Genomic DNA, 16,554 nt, shown 5'->3' on the forward strand with positions numbered 1-16,554 from the left:
ACCGGTATGAAATCTGACATCACAGGTCTGAAATCCGAAGTCTCCGAAATGAAGTCTGATATCACCGGTATGAAATCAACTCTCAATGAGCATACCGGGCTTCTCACAGCATTGGAACACCGGACAGAGGAAAACACCGCCCAACTGGCCTCAATTTCTGAAATAACTAATTATAATAAGGGCTGTGTTACCCGCATTCAAAATGACGTTAGTTACATGAAGGATGAACTGGGCAAGCATAATGCCCTTTTGGAAGTCCTGTCAGCCCGTTCTCTGAAACACGAAGCAGATGTCATCCACATTGAGAAACTCTTCAAATTATCCAACATGTAATTCCGAAAGCAAAAACTTTAGCATAAATGAGGAGTGGCATATCATGTCCCTTTTTGAGGAATATATCTGCCACTCCTTTGCTTTTGTGAAATTAATTTACCACAAGTGTTATCTTATTTATAAACAATTTCTACACGGTATCCACCCGGAATTACCGGTGATGATTCATGTCCTGCACCGCCGTAAAACCACAGACGCGCCTTATGTGTTCCTTTGGTGAAGGTTACTTTGTAGAAATCCAAGCCTAAAGCCGGTGGCTGATTATATGACCATCCCCGAATTGACATTTCCCTTTCATAAAAGTCCCACACGGATTCTGCCGAGATATCATTACTTCTACCTGATACTACCACTTTACCCCCATCCACAAACTCTGTCGGCAGCCATGGTTCTCCTGCCCATATACTGGCATTCATAGGAGTTGACCAAAACACTCCGTCTAACAACGGAATATCGTCAGGTACGGATGAAACAAGACCAAAACCATGGCCCTGGTCGTGGCACGCTGCACATTGTAAGCTGCCTGTACTAACAGCATTTGTTACAGATGAATTAGAACTATCGTGACAGGTACTGCAGTTTAACCCCAGGACAGGTCTGTTTGCAATGTGGTCAGCAGTCAGTGTTGTGGAATGACAGTTTCTACATGCCGCATCAAGGCTGTTTGTATGGACGGTTTCATGGTCGGCATTTCCTTCATGACAGGCATTACAGGTGAGATTATTATCTGTAATAGCCTGTTGAACAAGGGGGTCACTGCTGCTATGGCAGGTATTACAGGTGAGATTCCTGGGTCAAATGCTCTGCACTTATGTTAGATATATGGCACTCCATGACAGGTCTGACAGCTGTGAGCTGTTCCGCTTCCTTCCCTGTAGATGTTATGTTCCTTGGTTAATTCAGACATGTGGCAGTCTGAACAGTCACTTCCCAATGCAGTGAAATTGTGCAGGACTTCATTGGAATTATGAATATTACCGGAGTTATGACAATTTGCACATGGGGTATTCCCCACAGGAGGCGGCCAATTAGTCGTATGGGCCGAGTGGCATTCGCCGCAATCAGAGCCATGGCAGCTACTGCAGTCTTGTACTACGACGTGTCTCTGTTCTATGGCCGCAGCGCCTTCATGACATGAAAGGCAGTTACTGTAATCAACAGCCATCTCAAAATAATTAACACCAAATTGCCATGATTCCTGCTGACTGTTTCCTGAGATATCAAATACATTAACTACTACGGAATGTAATCCATTACTTAAATCACTACCGGGAACAGCATATATTGTACCGGAAACGTTCGACCCGACAATGTCAGGTATAAAACTTGTATTCAACAAAACCCTGTCAACACTAACAGTAGCCCTCTTCAAGTCTATACCCAGGGAGTCTGCAACCCTGACAGAGATAACCGGCCTTGCTGCCGTTGTCCCCATCATCGGCGGCGGCAAAAGGTCACTTATCACCGGCGGTCCCGAATCCCGGAATATGAAAATCTATCACAGGAAATGCAGCAAACACTTGTTCGCTAAAGTTATCAGTGGTAAAATAGAATTGCAGTAAAATCAGTAAATTAAAAAACCGGGCGGACCCGGTCTTTCAAAAGGAGGCAGAATTATGTCTTTACCACATATTGATTACGAAAAGTTTATGGCAGGGACTGCTACCCAGGTTAAAATCAACCGCTTTAAAAATACTGCAAAAGATGAGGGCAAACCCCTTGAGCTTTGGGGCCTGATACTAGGCCGGCCTTTCGGCAACCTTATGGCTGCAATTGAAGACAGGCGGCATGATGAAATTGAGGCATATGTTTTTCAGGTTTCGGCAGTTCTGGCCGAAATATACGGCCAAGTCCATGAATCAAGGAAAACAGGAAGATAGCCTTAAAAAGTCTTTCTTCACATCAACAAATTTCACTTAATCCCCAAAACAACCTGCTGATTAAGGAATATCTTCCTCATCAACAATCAGTACAATATCTGCCACGCCATTTCGCTCGCCATCGGTGGCTTCAATGACAAATACATTGTCACCTTCATTGAGGTTTTTTATATCCTCAACATAAACAGGATCACTATCCGTCATATCGTAGACATAGCTTTCTGCATCCAGTTCAAACCAAGCCGCATCACCCACTTCGAATGCATTATACGATGTATCAACATCTGTAACTTCACCATATACATCGTAAGTAACAGTTGGATCCGTTGCGACACCCAGCACTATTTTTGCGCCGTCCATGGAATACTCGAAAAGTTGATTAGCAACAGGGTTTCCGCTGCTGACTTCGTAAAGTTCAACAGTACCACGGATATCGGCAGTGACCCATATATCTCCGTCATAAAAATAACTATCAATAACCATTAGTTTTTCTGATTGAGGACTGCAACTTTTCAGAATTACATCAATCATCCTACTGCGCAAGGGATTATCGCTGAAAACGCACTGTACAATGTCACCCTCTGCCAGACCGTTAATATCTGCATATACCGGGTTATCACCGGTCATATCATAGACATAAGTCTCCTCATCAATTCCACGCAAGATATAGTCATTAAGTATAATAGAAGAATTAATGAAGTCAATGTCTGTTATTTCAGCCTCAATATAACCTGTTACAGGTTCTAACAAGCTAATTTTACTGTCAATCAAATCATACCTGTAAACTGTATCTGCCGCCGGATCTGCAACGGGAGATGTTCCATACACCTCATATGAGGAGACTTCGCCCCGAATATCCACAGAGACCCAGGTATCCCCATCATTATAATAGGTGTCAATAACCATGACTTTTTCCGGTCCGGCACTGTAACTTCTCACAATTACATCAATTATCCCGGTGCGCCAGGGACTGTCGCTGAGAACATATTGTATCCCGTCGCCTACTGCGAGTCTGCCGATATCTTTATAAACCGGATCATAACCGGTCATGTCATAAACATAAGTGTTCTCATCAATTCCATACCAGGAGCTGTCGTTTAATTCAACAGCAGAATTAAAGTAATCTATATCTGTTATTCTAGCATCTATATAACCTGTTACCGGTTCGATGAAGCTTATTTTGCCCCCAATCAGATTATATTTGTAGACTGCCTCTTCTGTCGGATTTCCGACAGGCGAATATGCATAAACTTCAAAATTGTAACCTTCACCCCGAATATCCACATCAACCCAGGTATGACCATCATAGATATAGGTGTCAATTACAATAGCTTTTTCTGTTTCATGCCTTATCTCCGACCTGTACCATTTGCCTTCCTGTTTCACAAAAATTATATGGATGCCTTCTACCTGCCCTGTAATGGGGAACCACAGGGTACTGCCTCCCTCGTCTTCGTCAGGCAGTATTTCGTAAATTGCGCCATCTGGACTAAACTGGTACATTGTTTCAAAATCAGACAGGTCAATTTCTCCAAGGATGTATTCAACATAGGTTATGCCATCTGATTCAGCCATATATCCTGTTGCCATTGCTTCTGCGTCTTTCGTGCCAATTCTTGTCAGACTGGCTTTATACACCTGGCTGTTCTTATCGGTGACAGTATAAACATACTCACCCGGCGCTTCCTGTATGTCAAGCCATAAACCAGGTTCAGCATCCGGAACCAGTTCTGTCGCTGCTCCTCCATCCTTCACTACCGTTACACCGGTAATATTTCCGGCTTCAAGGCTTATTTCAGTTCCCTCATAGGTTAGCCGGTATTCTTCATATACTGTTCCTTCATCTACTCTAATTTCCCCACTGGAAGAAAATGCTCCGTTCAAGAACTCCGGGTCTGAGGGCGGCGGTGTTGAACCACCACCTCCACCACCTCCACCGCCGCCGCCGGCGGGAGGCGAGGTTCCGACATCTGTCTCCATAACCACATCATCTGAATTCACATTCGCTGTTTCAACAACCCCGTCACCGGTAACTGATGCACCTGCATTAATCTCCAGTACTTTGACCACTGCATCTTCAGAAACTTCCAGTACGGAACCGCTGCCGGCTTCAGTGATGCAGAATTTTGCAACAGAACCACTTAACAGATTAATCCTGGCTCCGGGGGAGTTTATGTCCACATTGTCAAAATTGCCTATCAACTCCACAGCAGCCCCTTCAGGAATTTCTATGGCCAAATCCCCAAACCCGTCTCCTGCCAGGTCTGCCTCTTCCACTACAGCCCCAGAAGCAAGCCACAGTGAATTAACTACAGCATTATCTTTGGCTACTATCCTGACCCTGCCGCTTTTTTTATCAACAAATACACTATACAGCTCCGAATCCCCTATGATATACACACTATTTTCCCCGCCGCCGCAAATCAGGGTTCTCCCATAAACAGTAACATTATCCAAAACAACACTGCCACTGCATATTCCGGCAGTTAAATAAATATCCCCTTTAACAATCGTGTTATACAGTTCAACATTTGTACTTGTGATGGTAACATTCCCGTCTATGACGTCACAAGTAAATTTTCCTGCTTCATTGTAAAGACATCCAACAGCCCTGTTTAATAAAGTTATCGTTTCGGCCCGCGTTATACCCCGTCGGGGGTGAAAACTCTTATCCTCATACCCCTTCATATACCCGTTTTCGACAGCTGCGGCAACGGCTCCCCTACTCCACGGTGATATATCAGTTTCATCGATAAATTCTTTAATAAGTTCTGACTCCCGGGAGTTGTCTAAAACCAATAGTTTACTAAGAACCATGGCAGCCTCCTCCCGGTTGATGTAGTTATTGGGCCGCATCGTACCATCCTCGTATCCGGTGATGTATCCTGCAGCCTTTGCCTTGCCAATTTCCGCAGCAAACCAATCGCTCGGAGAGACATCGGAATAGCTGAATTCTTCCTCAGTTATGAATCCCATTACCTTATTGACAAGAGCAATAAATTCAGCTCGGGTAATATTTCGGTCCGGCCTAAAAGTATCGTCTGGATAGCCGGCAGTCAAATTTCGGTCTGTCCAATGGATAATTTGTTCTTCAGCCCAGTGTCCCTGAATGTCGGAAGGTGCTGCCAAAATGACATCGACAAACATGCAGGTTATCATAACTGCCAGAACAAGTCCAATAATAAGGGTTTTCCTTTTCATTTAGTTTCCTCCTTACCAATTTAGTACTAATCCGCAACATCTTTATCATTCCATTCCCTACAAATAATTGTAATTTTACCAATAATTATATCTCATTATCATTGCACAATTTGTCTAAATAACAGAATTATCCCCCGAAACATTTCGACATTTTTTGCTCCAGAAAAATAAAAAAAGCTCCATAGAAATTCCCTGAAGCTTTGCTTGAAAAAACGGCTTATTATCTTACCTTTCTGCTAGCGGACTTTTATTACCGGGAAGCGTTCCGGAAGACTGATCCCGGCCTTTAATGCCAGGGCAGCAGCCTTTTCCCCGGCCTGCCGGAGTACCTCTTTCTCATTTACAGTCATTATTCTTCTGTTTCGCATCAGCCACCTGCCGTCACACATACTGGACTCTACATTTGCCGACTGCACAGCATACACAAGGTTTGCGACAGGATCATGAACAGGCAGGCTTCCTGCCGCTGCCGGGTTGATTATAATAAGGTCAGCCTTTTTACCTGGTTCCAGTGACCCTATTTCATCCTCCCACTGCAGGCACTTGGCTCCATTTACAGTCGCCATCTCCAAAATGCGTTCTGCCGGCAGAGTTTCCGGGTTCAGGGTCCTTCCCTTATGTATTAGTGAAGCAAGGTACATATCACTGATGATATCCATCCGGTTATTACAGGGCGCTCCATCAGTGCCTATGGAGATACAAATGCCTTTATCCAGCATTTCCGGTATCCGGGCAAAACCCAGTACCTTCATGCCGGCCGCCGGGCAATGTGATACCTTGACACCGTGGTGTGCAAAGAGTTCAATTTCCTCCTCATCAAGCCATACACAGTGAACCGCCAATAGTCTTCCGCCCAATGCGCCCAGATTTGCGAGGTGCTTAACCGTAGTGTTACCCCTGTTTTTCCGGGCATAATTGACCTCCTCCCTTACTTCGGCAACATGCATGTGAATTCCCACACCATATTTGACTGCAAGGTCATAGGTCATTTGTATCAACCTGTCAGAAACATTGAATATTGTCCTCAGGGCAAACCATACCCTGATACGGCCGCCGGCGCTGCCATGCCATTTACTGATCAGGTCTTCCTGAACTGCCAGGGTTTCCTCAGCTGTCTCCTGCCACTTCTCAGGAAGTCCCTGACCACAGTCCATTGTTGACCTGGCTAAGATACCCCTAATACCGGTCTCCTCAACAGCTCTGGCCATTCCCTCCACTTCCTGCCCCCCGGCCTCAGCAAAGGTCGTCACTCCGGAGCGTATCATTTCAATACAACAGGCAAGTGATGATATATATGAGTCTTCCCATTCCATACTGCTCTCATATGGCCAAATTCGTTGGTGCAGCCATGTCAGCAGGTCTACATCATCTCCCAGCCCCCGCGCCAGCTGTTGTGATAAGTGCACGTGGGAGTTAATAAAACCGGGCATGACCAGCTTCCCCCGGGCATTTACCCTCTCCGCATCCTCCCGAACCAGCCCGGAAGGTATGCGGCCCAATGCCGTTATGCAGTCCCCTTCTATAAGGATATCCCCACCCTCAAAGACCTGCCTGTCATGATTCATAGATATTATATACCCGTTTTCAATAACTATTTGATTCATTAATTACCTCCGGATGTTCGCCTGTTCTTCAATTTTCCGGTCCTCAGCAAGACCATTATAATAGTAAACCCTGTTAATAACACTCCCATGAAGGCTGCACCAGCCTGGCCGACCCGTAAAAGCGGAACATAAAAAACACTGTCTGCCCCCATGCGGGGAATATATCCCAGGCCAAACAGGACAGACTGGCTCCCGGGCAGGAAGTGCAGCTGATATGCTATAAACCCGGCAATTACTACAGGTATAAAGGCAAAAACAAGCTTAATCCTGCGCGGGGCCGCCTTTTCCCTAAATGGTCTGGCAATAATCCATGTAATCAGACCGCTGAGAACAGCGCTGCCCCAATATGATACACTAAACCAGAAGCGCCACCGATCTTCGGGCCACACACCGTGAAGCGGCCCGAAATATAAAATCGGAATCAGAATCCCCAGGGCAACACCAATAAATAACGCAAACCCCTGGTTAACCCTTACAAGGTGCCAGACCTCCCTTGCCGGGACACGCAAATTGACTTTAACGGCATCATTGGGGCAGTTGCGTACACAGCGAAAGCACAGCTTACATGCCTGGTTGCTGTCAAGGAAGGCTGAGTGCTGAGACATGGGACAGCCTTCAACCTCCTCTGTACCGCGATAGCATTCATGAGTCGTACACTTATTCAGACAGATCTCCGAGTCAGCCCTGACTTCAACCATTCCGCTGATGGAGGCCATTCCTATCAGCCCACCCAGGGGACAAAGGTGACGGCACCAGGTGTGGCGGGTAAATATTACCCCGGTAACAGCGGCAGCCGATGTAATGGTAAAAAGCCACAGCCCGCCATACAGCCTGTTATGCCGCATATCAGTCATTTCTTCAATCCAGAATACCAATACAAACAAAAAGGTTGTAATCAGGTAATCATACTTTTTCAGAACATTGGGAACCGGCCTGTTTAAATGGTAAACCTTCTGGACCATTTCCATTGTGAAAGAAACCGGGCAGGCCCCGCACCATACCCTGCCAATCCAGAAGGCGCTAATTACTATGAAAGGCCACCAAAGTCCCCATACAAGCGTAAGGCCGAAGTCACCTGATTTTTCTCCGGGAATAAATAAGAGAGCAATAGTAGTAAGTATCATGATAGCAAATGTTGCCTTCTGCAGTCTGAGTGGAAAAAGCCCTTCTTTTACCCAGGAGTGGAAACGCTTCCAAATCAGAAGGTTAAAACTACGCCCTATTCTCTCGCCTGTGGGGCCGAAAAAAAGGTGTTCTACCCCTATCACATCACCGTCTGCAATCAAAAAAGCGCGTTCCACGATCTGAATAAGTTCCGCTATATTCGTCTGGCGGAAATTATGATTTAAAAGCATTTTGGTTGCTTCCCGGTCAATCACGGGAGCAGGTCTGCCATGCTGGTCCGCCAGTTTTTTCAGCAGCCTGGCCGAAATGACCGGAATATCTCTTTTGCGTTCCCTTAGTGATAAAAATCTGTTTTCTCCGGTAAAGAACTTTTTCAGCTCGGGCAAGAGTTTTACAGAAAGGTCTTCAGGCTCTGCCTGCAGTGTTGCTACTATGCGGCATGAGGCACACCGGGAACCCAAAACCTCAGCCAGTTTCAACTGGGCTCTGGATGACAGCATATTTATGTCCTTAATGAAAAGAGTCCCGCCTTCAGCCACCTTGAGAATACAGTATGTCTTGGCTCCCTCGGGATTTCCGGGGATCTGCCGGGTTTCAAACAGTATATCTCCCCACTGCTGATCCATATGCCGCCCATCCACTATTATAAAAGGGGCATTTTCACCATACTGTTTCTTGTGCAGCAGCCAGGCAACCAGAGTTTTACCCGTTCCCCGTTCTCCCAGGAATAGTACATTCTCTTCCGTTTCTGACAGTTTAGCGAGTTTTTCCTCTATTTCCCGAAGCGAATAGGGACTCCCCCAATATTCATAGGACTTGTACTTTAGCTGAAACTGCAGCCCGGACCGCAGGAAGTTTCTGTACCCTTCTTCCCACAATTCTCTGTTAAGCAGGTTGAGGCGCTGCGAAAGACTGGTAACGAACCCGGCATAAAGCTTGGGCCAGCGTACCAGCATGTAGGCAAAGCGTTCTGCGCTAAGGGCTAGAACCCTGCAGTCTTCAGTACATTGTACACTTGCCGAAGCCAGTTTTCCCGTGAAAAGGTCCACTTCTCCAAAGGCATCACCCGGCCCAAAAGAAGACAATCTAATCATCTCCCGGCCTTCCCGGTTAATAAACGCATCTGCTCTCCCCTCTACCAGAACGTAAAACCCGTGTGCCTCCAAATCCTGTTGGAATATATAAGTCCCCTTCATGTGTTCTTCCCACCGGAAATCTCCCGCAAGTTCATACAATTCCTGCCTGTTCAGGCCTGAAAGTAGTTCAACTTTTGCCAGTATCTTCACTTTCCGTTCGGTCCTTCTGTCCGATTTTCCCTCTTCACGTTTATCCTGCAATGCACTCACCTCCATATAGCAGTTCGCTGTCTGTCAACACGCATCAGTCCCACCTTAAAACAGGAACATAAAAAGCCTCTCTGAACGTTCAGGAAGGCTCTTAACAAGGATTTCCAAATAGGGGGAAACTTCAATACCGGCCTTAATATTCTTTTGTCAACTTCTCCTGGATATTACTCGTGTCAACTATCCTTTTCAAATGCTCTCAGTGCGGCCAGGTAAACTTTTTTCAGCGGCACCCCGCATTCCAGCGCCCTCTTCCGGCAATCTTCGTACTCGGGAGCCTCATTCACTGTATTCCCATGCAGCACAGCCATCTTTATCCCTATTTCACCATATTCGGTATCGACTACACGGCTTTCCCGCTTAAGGCAGTACCTGCTCCACCTGCTGAACCTGATTCCTATTGTTGAGGTCTCCAGAAACAGAGTTTCCGCAATTCCTTCTTTATCTTCCTCATTACAAAGCACTTTCATCAGAACCGCAGGCCGGTTCTTTTTCATATGTATCGGGACGAGAAATGCATCCAGAGCGCCCTTCTCAAACAATCGTTCAAACACATGATCAAAAAACTCGGGATTCATATCATCAATGTTTGCTTCAAGGACTGCAACCGTACCCGCAGTACTGTCAGACAAGCTGTCCTGCAGCAAATCAATACTGCCGCCGGCTTCCTTCCCGATGATGGCCCGGACTACATTAGGAACCCCATAATCCCTTGTTCCGGCGCCATATCCCACCCCTTCCACCTCAAGAGCCGGCATCGGGCCGCATTGACCCGCTAAGGCAGACAGAAGTGCTGCCCCGGTTGGGGTGACCGTCTCTCCCTCGTGTTCAGAACCATATGTGACCATTCCTTTAAGGAGTTCCACCGTTGCCGGAGCCGGAACAGGAATCAGCCCATGGCTGCACCTGACAAAACCCTTGCCCATAGGCAGCGGGGATGCTACAATCCGGTCAACCCGAAGCAGGTTTAATGCAATCACCGCCCCAACTATATCAACAATAGAGTCCACTGCCCCCACTTCGTGAAAATGGACCTTGTCCGGTGTCGTCCCATGAACTTTCGCCTCGGCGGCAGCAAGCAGGCGAAAAACCGCTTTGCTCCTGTCCTTGACTTCGGCTGTCAGCCGGCTGGTGTCAATTATCTGCTCAATATCATGCAGGTGTCGTTCAGAGGTCTCTTCGGTTTCTCGGAGGACGTCGAATTTGATCGCACTTATCCCGGATTTGATTATTCTCCTGATTTTTATATCATAACCTTCCAGAGGCATTTTGTCCACTTCGTTTTTAAACACTTCCGCATCCAGTCCCAGGTCCAGCAAAGCTCCGACTATCATATCACCACTGGCCCCGGCAAAACAGTCAAAATATAATGTTTTACAGTCCGTCATATTTCTTCTCCTCCCCGGCAATAGTGACTAACGTCTCCCGGCTGTTGACTTCGGGGTCTTCCCAAACCTTTGCCAGGAGTTTTTTTAATATCCGGCCCACTTCAGGTCCTTCCTCTATCCCCAGCGAAACCAGGTCCCTTCCGCTGACTGCCAGGTCTTTAACCCCAAGGGGCTCATTCCGGTTTAAAACCTTGTTTATTTCTTTAACCAGGTCCAGCAGCAGCCTGAAATCATACGGTCCTGCCGAACCAAGGATATCAGCCTCCTGGAGTCTGACCAACCTGTCCAGGTTTTCGGTTCCAACCCTGTTTATGAGCTTTTTGACTCCTCCCTTACGCAAAAATGCGAACCGGCTCATATGATCAGTCACCAGGGCAGTTACAGAGGCAGCAGTCCTCCTGTCAAACCGGATTCTGGACATAATCTCAGCCGTCATATCACCACCCACAATATGGTGAGAGTAAAAGTGGCCTTTACCATTACCGTCAAGGGTAAATGTCCTGGGCTTCCCTATATCGTGCAGCAGGGCTGCCAGCCGTAGAACCGGATCATCAGTGGTATTGTCAAGCACAGCCAGGGAATGTTCAAAAACATCTTTATCATGATGGGAATTATGCTGTGCAAATCCAAAACAATCCTGCAGTTCCGGAAGAAAGTAACAGAGCAGACCCGTTATCTGCAGGCTCCTCATTCCCCTGGAGGGGTTGCGGCAGGTCAGGAGTTTCACCAGTTCATCCCTGATGCGTTCAACTGCGGTGTTCTCCAGCAGACCCGCGTTTTCCGGGATAGCTGCAAAGGTTTTCTGTTCGATGTCAAACCCCAGCTGGCAGCTTAGCCTGACCGCACGCAGCATCCTTATGGCATCTTCTCTGAACCTTGCCTGCGGGCTGCCAACCGCCCTGATCAGCCGCCTGTTTAAATCCTCCAAACCATTCACATAATCCATGACTCTTTCCCCGTCAAAGAGGAGTCCGTTAATGGTAAAATCCCGTGAATTTACATCTTCCCAGGGGCCAAAGCCCTTTCTGAAGGTAGTGACCTCAAAGGCCTTTTCACCAAGCAAAACGGTTACTGTCCCATATTTGATTCCACTGTCATACACCTTCGAAAACAGTTCCTTCACCTGACCAGGGCGGGCAGAAGTGCAGATATCGAAGTCCGCCGGTTCTCTTCCCAGGACCATATCCCGGACACACCCGCCCACCAGGTAGCCCTGATAACCACTGCTGTGCAGTGTTTTTAATATTGTCATTGCCTCTGAAGGTATAAATTTGGGGACTGCCAATAAAACCTGCTCCTTTGCTGCTGCTTTAGGCTGCTTTGCGCTGCTTTAGTGTTCTTTATTTCACTTTGACCCCTTCTGCAAGTCCTTCCTGATGGGGATTTAAAATTACCTGCTGTCCTTCCTGCAGACCCTTTTTGATCTCAATTAAATCGTCGCCCTCGACACCTGTGGTAATTTCCCCCAGGACAGCCTTCCCGTCCTTAATAACCCAGACATAATCTTTGCCGTTATCAGTAAATACAGCCTCCCGGGGAACAGCAAGGACATCCCGCTCTTCCTGGGTAGTAAAAGTCACATCAACCGACATCCCGGGAGTGATGCGAAGCTCTCCGGGCTTTTCTCCAAGTTCAGCAATCACCTTTATTTTGTCCTCGGTAATGCCAAGGGATGATACCCGCTCTTCGGCAGCCGGATTAACCCTGATAATTTTTCCGGCAATTTCCGTATCCTTTCCCGGCATCTTAAACAGCACCCTGACATTATTACCGCTTTTAATGTTTCGAATATCCTTGGTGCTGACATAGGTTTCAATCCGTATTTTCCCTGCCTTCCCGACCGTAAACATCAGCGTACCTGGTGAAACAAAATCTCCCTGTTCAATACCTGCGGCAAACACCGTCCCGTCTGCCGGGGCAGTTACCACTGCCTTTTCCTTCTGCTCCCTGAGCCGGTTTAACTGGGCCTGCAGGCTTTCCTTCTGTCCCTGGTACTGCAGCCTGTTACCCTCACCCAACTTTCTGGCTGCATTGAGGGCGGCACGGGCTTGTACAACCGCCTCTGAAGCGCTTTCCATCTCATTTTGAGAACGTTCCAGTTCAGCCCTGGTAACAGCGCCCTCGGCATACAACTGCTGTGTTCTTTGATATGAGGTCTCAGCAAGTTCCAAAGACAGCTCAGCCTGCTGCAGCGCCGATTCCTGCTGTCTGACCTGGCTGGCATCTCCCAAAGCGGCTTTCTCCATGCCTTCAATAGACTTCAGTTCCCCTGCCAGTCTGGCAATTTGAGCCTCAAGGTCACCTGCATCTATTTCTGCCAGGCGGTCTCCCCTGGCTACAGTATTACCTTCCTCCACATAAACGGTATTTACTTTGCCCTGGATTTCACTGTAAATGTCAGCGCTCTCTTCACTGGTCACCTTGCCCTTTTCCACGACGGCTGCAGCCACATCTCCCCTGATTACTTTTACTTCTTCCACATCAACCGCCTTGGACATTGACAGGGCCGCAATTACAATCACAACAGCTATGCCCGCCCCGATAAGCCCCCGCTTTTTCCACTTTTTCATGTTGTTTCCCTCCTTGTATACATGCCGCCCTGAATAATAAGGACTAATCCTGCTGTTTCAGAACATCAAGCATCGACAGCTTGCCGACTCTCCCCTTCATTTTCCACTGGGCAGCCAGCAAGAACAGCAGGGTACCCAGTAATGCCTTGATAAAGCTGCCGGGATTGATAATCAGAGGCATATTGTAAATCTCGCTTCCCGATGCATTGATAATGGCATAAAGCATCCCATAACCTAACGGTACTCCCGCAATGATAGCAGCCACACCCAGAAACCCCTGTTCAAACAGCAGAATCCGGGAAACCTCCCCTTCAGTCATGCCCAGCACCATGAGGCTGGCCATTTCGCGTTCCCGCTCCGAGAGTGAGATGATATTGACATTGTAGACGATGGCAAACCCCATAATAAAGGAAAAGAATAACAGAATATACTGTGAGGCCTGGGAAGTCTCCATCAACTCCTCAAATTGAGCCTTGACCTTGTTTTTATCATGGATTGCGGCAACATTTTTCCCGGTGCGGAGTTCCTCACGAACCGCAGACATCTTTTCCTCTTCAACCCTGAGCAGTACCGATGAAGCCACCGGAGGCGCCCTTAACAGACTGCTTAGAGAGTCAATGTCCATATAAGCCCCCAAACCCACATACTGGGGTACAACCTGCCTGACGACCGCCTGCCGTTCCTCCCGGTCACCCAGGAAGGGTTTGACTGTTACCGTATCACCCTGCTTAATATCCAGAATCTTGGCCATCTGTGTTGAGATAACCATACCCCGGTCCGGCAGGCTGACCTGTTTTCCCTCATCTGTAAGGAGGTGGTAAAGGGAAGCCTCCTGCGGCAGTCCGGTGATAAGGGTGTCTTTTTCCCGCCACCGGTTGGCAATGGTCACTGGGACTTCCAGCATTGGCTCGGCACTGATAACGCCATCGAGATAACTGGTTCCGGTAATCGCCTCTGTTCTGTCCACATAGCTCTTGAGGCCTACCTTAATGTCGTATTTTTCCACCCTCTCATACTGAAAATTTATTAAATAGTAGACAGCATCAAAGGATGCCCCTGAAGCTACCATAAGGCTAAAAGAGGCAGCTATGCCAAACACTGCCAAAAAGCTCCGCTGTTTGCTGCGAAAAACGTTTCTGACAGCCATTTTACTCAGAGTTGTTAACATATTCCAAAGAAATCCGATTCGTTCGATGAGAGTCTTTTTTCCTACTTTGGGGGCCGGGGGCCGCATCGCCTCCGCCGGACTCAGCCGGAGAACCCCTTTGCATCCCTGGTAACCGGCCACTACGCTGAAGGCAGTTGCCAGTAAGGTAGCTGTAATAATGTACTTAGCTGAAACTCTTCCCGACAGGCCGGGAATATTATAAAACTGCTGGTACATTATTGCGAAATAATATGAAAGCCACGTCCCCAGCAGACCTCCCCCCAGCCCGCCAAGTCCCCCAGTAAACACAGCATACCCGAGGTAATGGGTGATTATTTCCCTGTCAGTAAAGCCAAATGCCTTCAGGATACCGATTAGCCCCCTCTGTTGTTCCACCATCCGTCTCAGCATGATATAAAGGATGCTGGCGGCCACCAGAAGGAAGATCACAGGTGAGGTGTTTACCGTTGCCTCCAGGCCTATGATTTCCTGATTCAGCATAGAATGGCTCAGTTGGTCTTTGCGAGGGTACAACTGGGTCAGACCGTAATTCCCTAATATATTCTCCACCGGCCTTTTGATACCGGTAAAACTGATATTTCTGTCAAGGGTAAAAACAAGGTCATTTATCTGACCATCCATACCCAATACCTGGGCAGCGATGTTGTAAGGCACAAAAGCCACCCCAAAAACGGTGGGGTCAGGTGTAAGCGTCTGCCCGCTGGGAATCTCATATACATATTCCGGGCTGATAGCGGTCCCGGTAATAGTAAACTGGACTTCCGTTCCGGAAACAATCAGTGGCAGCGCATCCCCGATTTTAAGTTCATTCGCCGCAAGAAAGGCAGGTGATACCAGAAGTTCTCTGCTGTCTCCAGACGGTATCTTGCCATCCTCCAGTTTAAACCTGTTCAAATCACTTTTGTCCCCGCCAAAAGAAACCAGGCGCAGTGTCGTATTGTCTTCCCCAGCCGCTTTATTGACGAGCACATCACTGACTATTCTGCCGCTGACCCGGTCAATTCCTGCAATACCCCGAATATCCTCAACAAGGCCTTGCGGCCCCCTGACTACCCGGGCAAAACCCTCGGCAAAATCATGTTCACTGTAATAACTGTCCACACTGGTCTTGAGGCTGTCCAATATCAGAGCCATAGATACATACAGCATCAGCCCGATGATGGAGACACTGATAACTGCAAGATATGCTCCATAGTTGCCCCTGATGTCTCTCCATAGTTTGCGTCTCAGCATTACCAGCTCACCTCATCTGCTGTAACCGGACTGCTGTTTTCCTCAATCCGGTCTATCCTGCCGTCTCTTATATTAACCACCCGGTCAGCCATTTTACCGATGGCGGCATTGTGGGTAATTACCAAAAGTGTTTTACCCCGCTCCCGGTTGATTTTCTGCAGGTAATTGAGCACCTGTTTCCCGGTCTCGTAATCAAGGGCTCCGGTTGGCTCATCACAAAGCAAAATATCTGGGTTCTTGGCAATAGCCCGGGCAATGGCAACCCTCTGCTGCTGGCCTCCTGAAAGCTGTGAAGGGAAATGGTCCTCCCGGTCAGCCAGCCCGATTTCCGCAAGCACTTCACCGGGGTCCAGAGGCGTATCGGTAAGCTCTGTAGCCAGAGCTACATTTTCCAGGGCAGTCAGGTTTGGCATCAGGTTATAGAATTGAAAGATAAAACCCACTGCCTTCCTCCTGAACATCGTCAGCTCATGTTTATTCATCTTCTGCAGCGGAGTTCCCCTGTATTTAAATTCCCCCTCAGTAGGGGTATCCATGCCCCCAAGGATATTGAGCAGGGTACTTTTCCCGGAACCGCTGGGCCCCAGGATAACCACGAACTGCCCTTCAGGCACTTCAAGGTCTAGCCCCTTTAAGGCATGGACAGATACTTCCCCGGTCTTAAATATCTTATGAAGATTTCTGGTCTGAATTACAGTTTCCATTAGCA

The 16,554-nt window shown here is 47.7% G+C and carries 12 protein-coding genes and 1 pseudogene; 3 read left to right on the plus strand and 10 right to left on the minus strand.

Annotated elements, in window-relative coordinates; genetic code table 11:
* Window positions 1-333 (plus strand): annotated as a pseudogene (locus Ga0451573_RS16105) (hypothetical protein); the annotation flags it as partial.
* 113 nt (window positions 334-446) lie between these two features.
* Here the strand turns inward: Ga0451573_RS16105 and Ga0451573_RS16110 are convergent.
* On the minus strand, window positions 447-779 hold the full coding sequence (locus Ga0451573_RS16110; RefSeq protein ID WP_231685182.1) for a hypothetical protein: 333 nt from the start codon (window positions 777-779) through the stop codon (window positions 447-449).
* A 186-nt stretch (window positions 780-965) separates the two neighbouring features.
* Between Ga0451573_RS16110 and Ga0451573_RS16115 the strand changes: the two genes are divergently transcribed.
* Window positions 966-1,151 carry a hypothetical protein gene (locus tag Ga0451573_RS16115; protein ID WP_231685183.1) on the plus strand — a complete coding sequence of 62 codons (186 nt, stop codon included), beginning with the start codon at window positions 966-968 and terminating at the stop codon, window positions 1,149-1,151.
* On the opposite strand, the gene Ga0451573_RS16120 is transcribed toward Ga0451573_RS16115, so the two are convergent.
* Window positions 1,148-1,798 (minus strand): hypothetical protein, encoded by a 651-nt coding sequence (locus tag Ga0451573_RS16120; protein WP_231685184.1) that lies wholly within the window; start codon window positions 1,796-1,798, stop codon window positions 1,148-1,150. The genes Ga0451573_RS16115 and Ga0451573_RS16120 overlap by 4 nt on opposite strands.
* 151 nt (window positions 1,799-1,949) lie before the next feature.
* Between Ga0451573_RS16120 and Ga0451573_RS16125 the strand changes: the two genes are divergently transcribed.
* Window positions 1,950-2,213, plus strand: coding sequence for a hypothetical protein (locus Ga0451573_RS16125; protein ID WP_231685185.1), 264 nt, complete (start codon window positions 1,950-1,952; stop codon window positions 2,211-2,213).
* Between the two features lie 60 nt (window positions 2,214-2,273).
* Here the strand turns inward: Ga0451573_RS16125 and Ga0451573_RS16130 are convergent, their stop codons facing one another.
* The 8 genes from Ga0451573_RS16130 to Ga0451573_RS16165 form a co-directional block, all read right to left on the minus strand.
* Window positions 2,274-5,414, minus strand: a complete 3,141-nt coding sequence (locus Ga0451573_RS16130; RefSeq protein WP_231685186.1) for an S-layer homology domain-containing protein — start codon at window positions 5,412-5,414, stop codon at window positions 2,274-2,276.
* A 236-nt stretch (window positions 5,415-5,650) separates the two neighbouring features.
* The gene (locus Ga0451573_RS16135; RefSeq protein WP_231685187.1) at window positions 5,651-7,018 is read right to left on the minus strand and encodes an amidohydrolase; all 1,368 of its coding nucleotides are present in this window, start codon (window positions 7,016-7,018) and stop codon (window positions 5,651-5,653) included.
* Window positions 7,018-9,480 carry a cyclic nucleotide-binding domain-containing protein gene (locus tag Ga0451573_RS16140; protein WP_231685188.1) on the minus strand — a complete coding sequence of 821 codons (2,463 nt, stop codon included), beginning with the start codon at window positions 9,478-9,480 and terminating at the stop codon, window positions 7,018-7,020. Before Ga0451573_RS16140 ends, Ga0451573_RS16135 begins: the two co-directional genes overlap by 1 nt.
* Before the next feature lie 182 nt (window positions 9,481-9,662).
* Window positions 9,663-10,874 (minus strand): nickel pincer cofactor biosynthesis protein LarC, encoded by a 1,212-nt coding sequence (larC, locus tag Ga0451573_RS16145; RefSeq protein WP_231685189.1) that lies wholly within the window; start codon window positions 10,872-10,874, stop codon window positions 9,663-9,665.
* A complete protein-coding gene (locus tag Ga0451573_RS16150; RefSeq protein ID WP_231685190.1) occupies window positions 10,861-12,159 on the minus strand; it encodes a CCA tRNA nucleotidyltransferase in 1,299 nt (432 codons plus the stop codon). Before Ga0451573_RS16150 ends, larC begins: the two co-directional genes overlap by 14 nt.
* A 55-nt stretch (window positions 12,160-12,214) precedes the next feature.
* Window positions 12,215-13,444: an efflux RND transporter periplasmic adaptor subunit gene (locus Ga0451573_RS16155; protein ID WP_231685191.1), complete on the minus strand. Its 1,230-nt coding sequence runs from the start codon at window positions 13,442-13,444 to the stop codon at window positions 12,215-12,217.
* 43 nt (window positions 13,445-13,487) lie between these two features.
* On the minus strand, window positions 13,488-15,845 hold the full coding sequence (locus Ga0451573_RS16160) for an ABC transporter permease (protein ID WP_231685192.1): 2,358 nt from the start codon (window positions 15,843-15,845) through the stop codon (window positions 13,488-13,490).
* Window positions 15,845-16,549 (minus strand): ABC transporter ATP-binding protein, encoded by a 705-nt coding sequence (locus Ga0451573_RS16165; RefSeq protein WP_231685193.1) that lies wholly within the window; start codon window positions 16,547-16,549, stop codon window positions 15,845-15,847. Before Ga0451573_RS16165 ends, Ga0451573_RS16160 begins: the two co-directional genes overlap by 1 nt.
* Window positions 16,550-16,554 lie beyond the last annotated feature (5 nt).

This window comes from Phosphitispora fastidiosa (assembly GCF_019008365.1).
Classification (GTDB): Bacteria; Bacillota; Thermincolia; order Thermincolales; family UBA2595; genus Phosphitispora; species Phosphitispora fastidiosa.

Coding starts and splice junctions, on each gene's coding strand:
- Ga0451573_RS16125 (WP_231685185.1), top strand. CDS start 1,950: ATGTCTTTACCACATATTGATTACGAAAAGTTTATGGCAGGGACTGCT.
- Ga0451573_RS16165 (WP_231685193.1), bottom strand. CDS start 16,549: ATGGAAACTGTAATTCAGACCAGAAATCTTCATAAGATATTTAAGACC.
- Ga0451573_RS16155 (WP_231685191.1), bottom strand. CDS start 13,444: ATGAAAAAGTGGAAAAAGCGGGGGCTTATCGGGGCGGGCATAGCTGTT.
- Ga0451573_RS16135 (WP_231685187.1), bottom strand. CDS start 7,018: ATGAATCAAATAGTTATTGAAAACGGGTATATAATATCTATGAATCAT.
- Ga0451573_RS16130 (WP_231685186.1), bottom strand. CDS start 5,414: ATGAAAAGGAAAACCCTTATTATTGGACTTGTTCTGGCAGTTATGATA.
- Ga0451573_RS16115 (WP_231685183.1), top strand. CDS start 966: ATGACAGTTTCTACATGCCGCATCAAGGCTGTTTGTATGGACGGTTTC.
- Ga0451573_RS16160 (WP_231685192.1), bottom strand. CDS start 15,845: ATGCTGAGACGCAAACTATGGAGAGACATCAGGGGCAACTATGGAGCA.
- larC (WP_231685189.1), bottom strand. CDS start 10,874: ATGACGGACTGTAAAACATTATATTTTGACTGTTTTGCCGGGGCCAGT.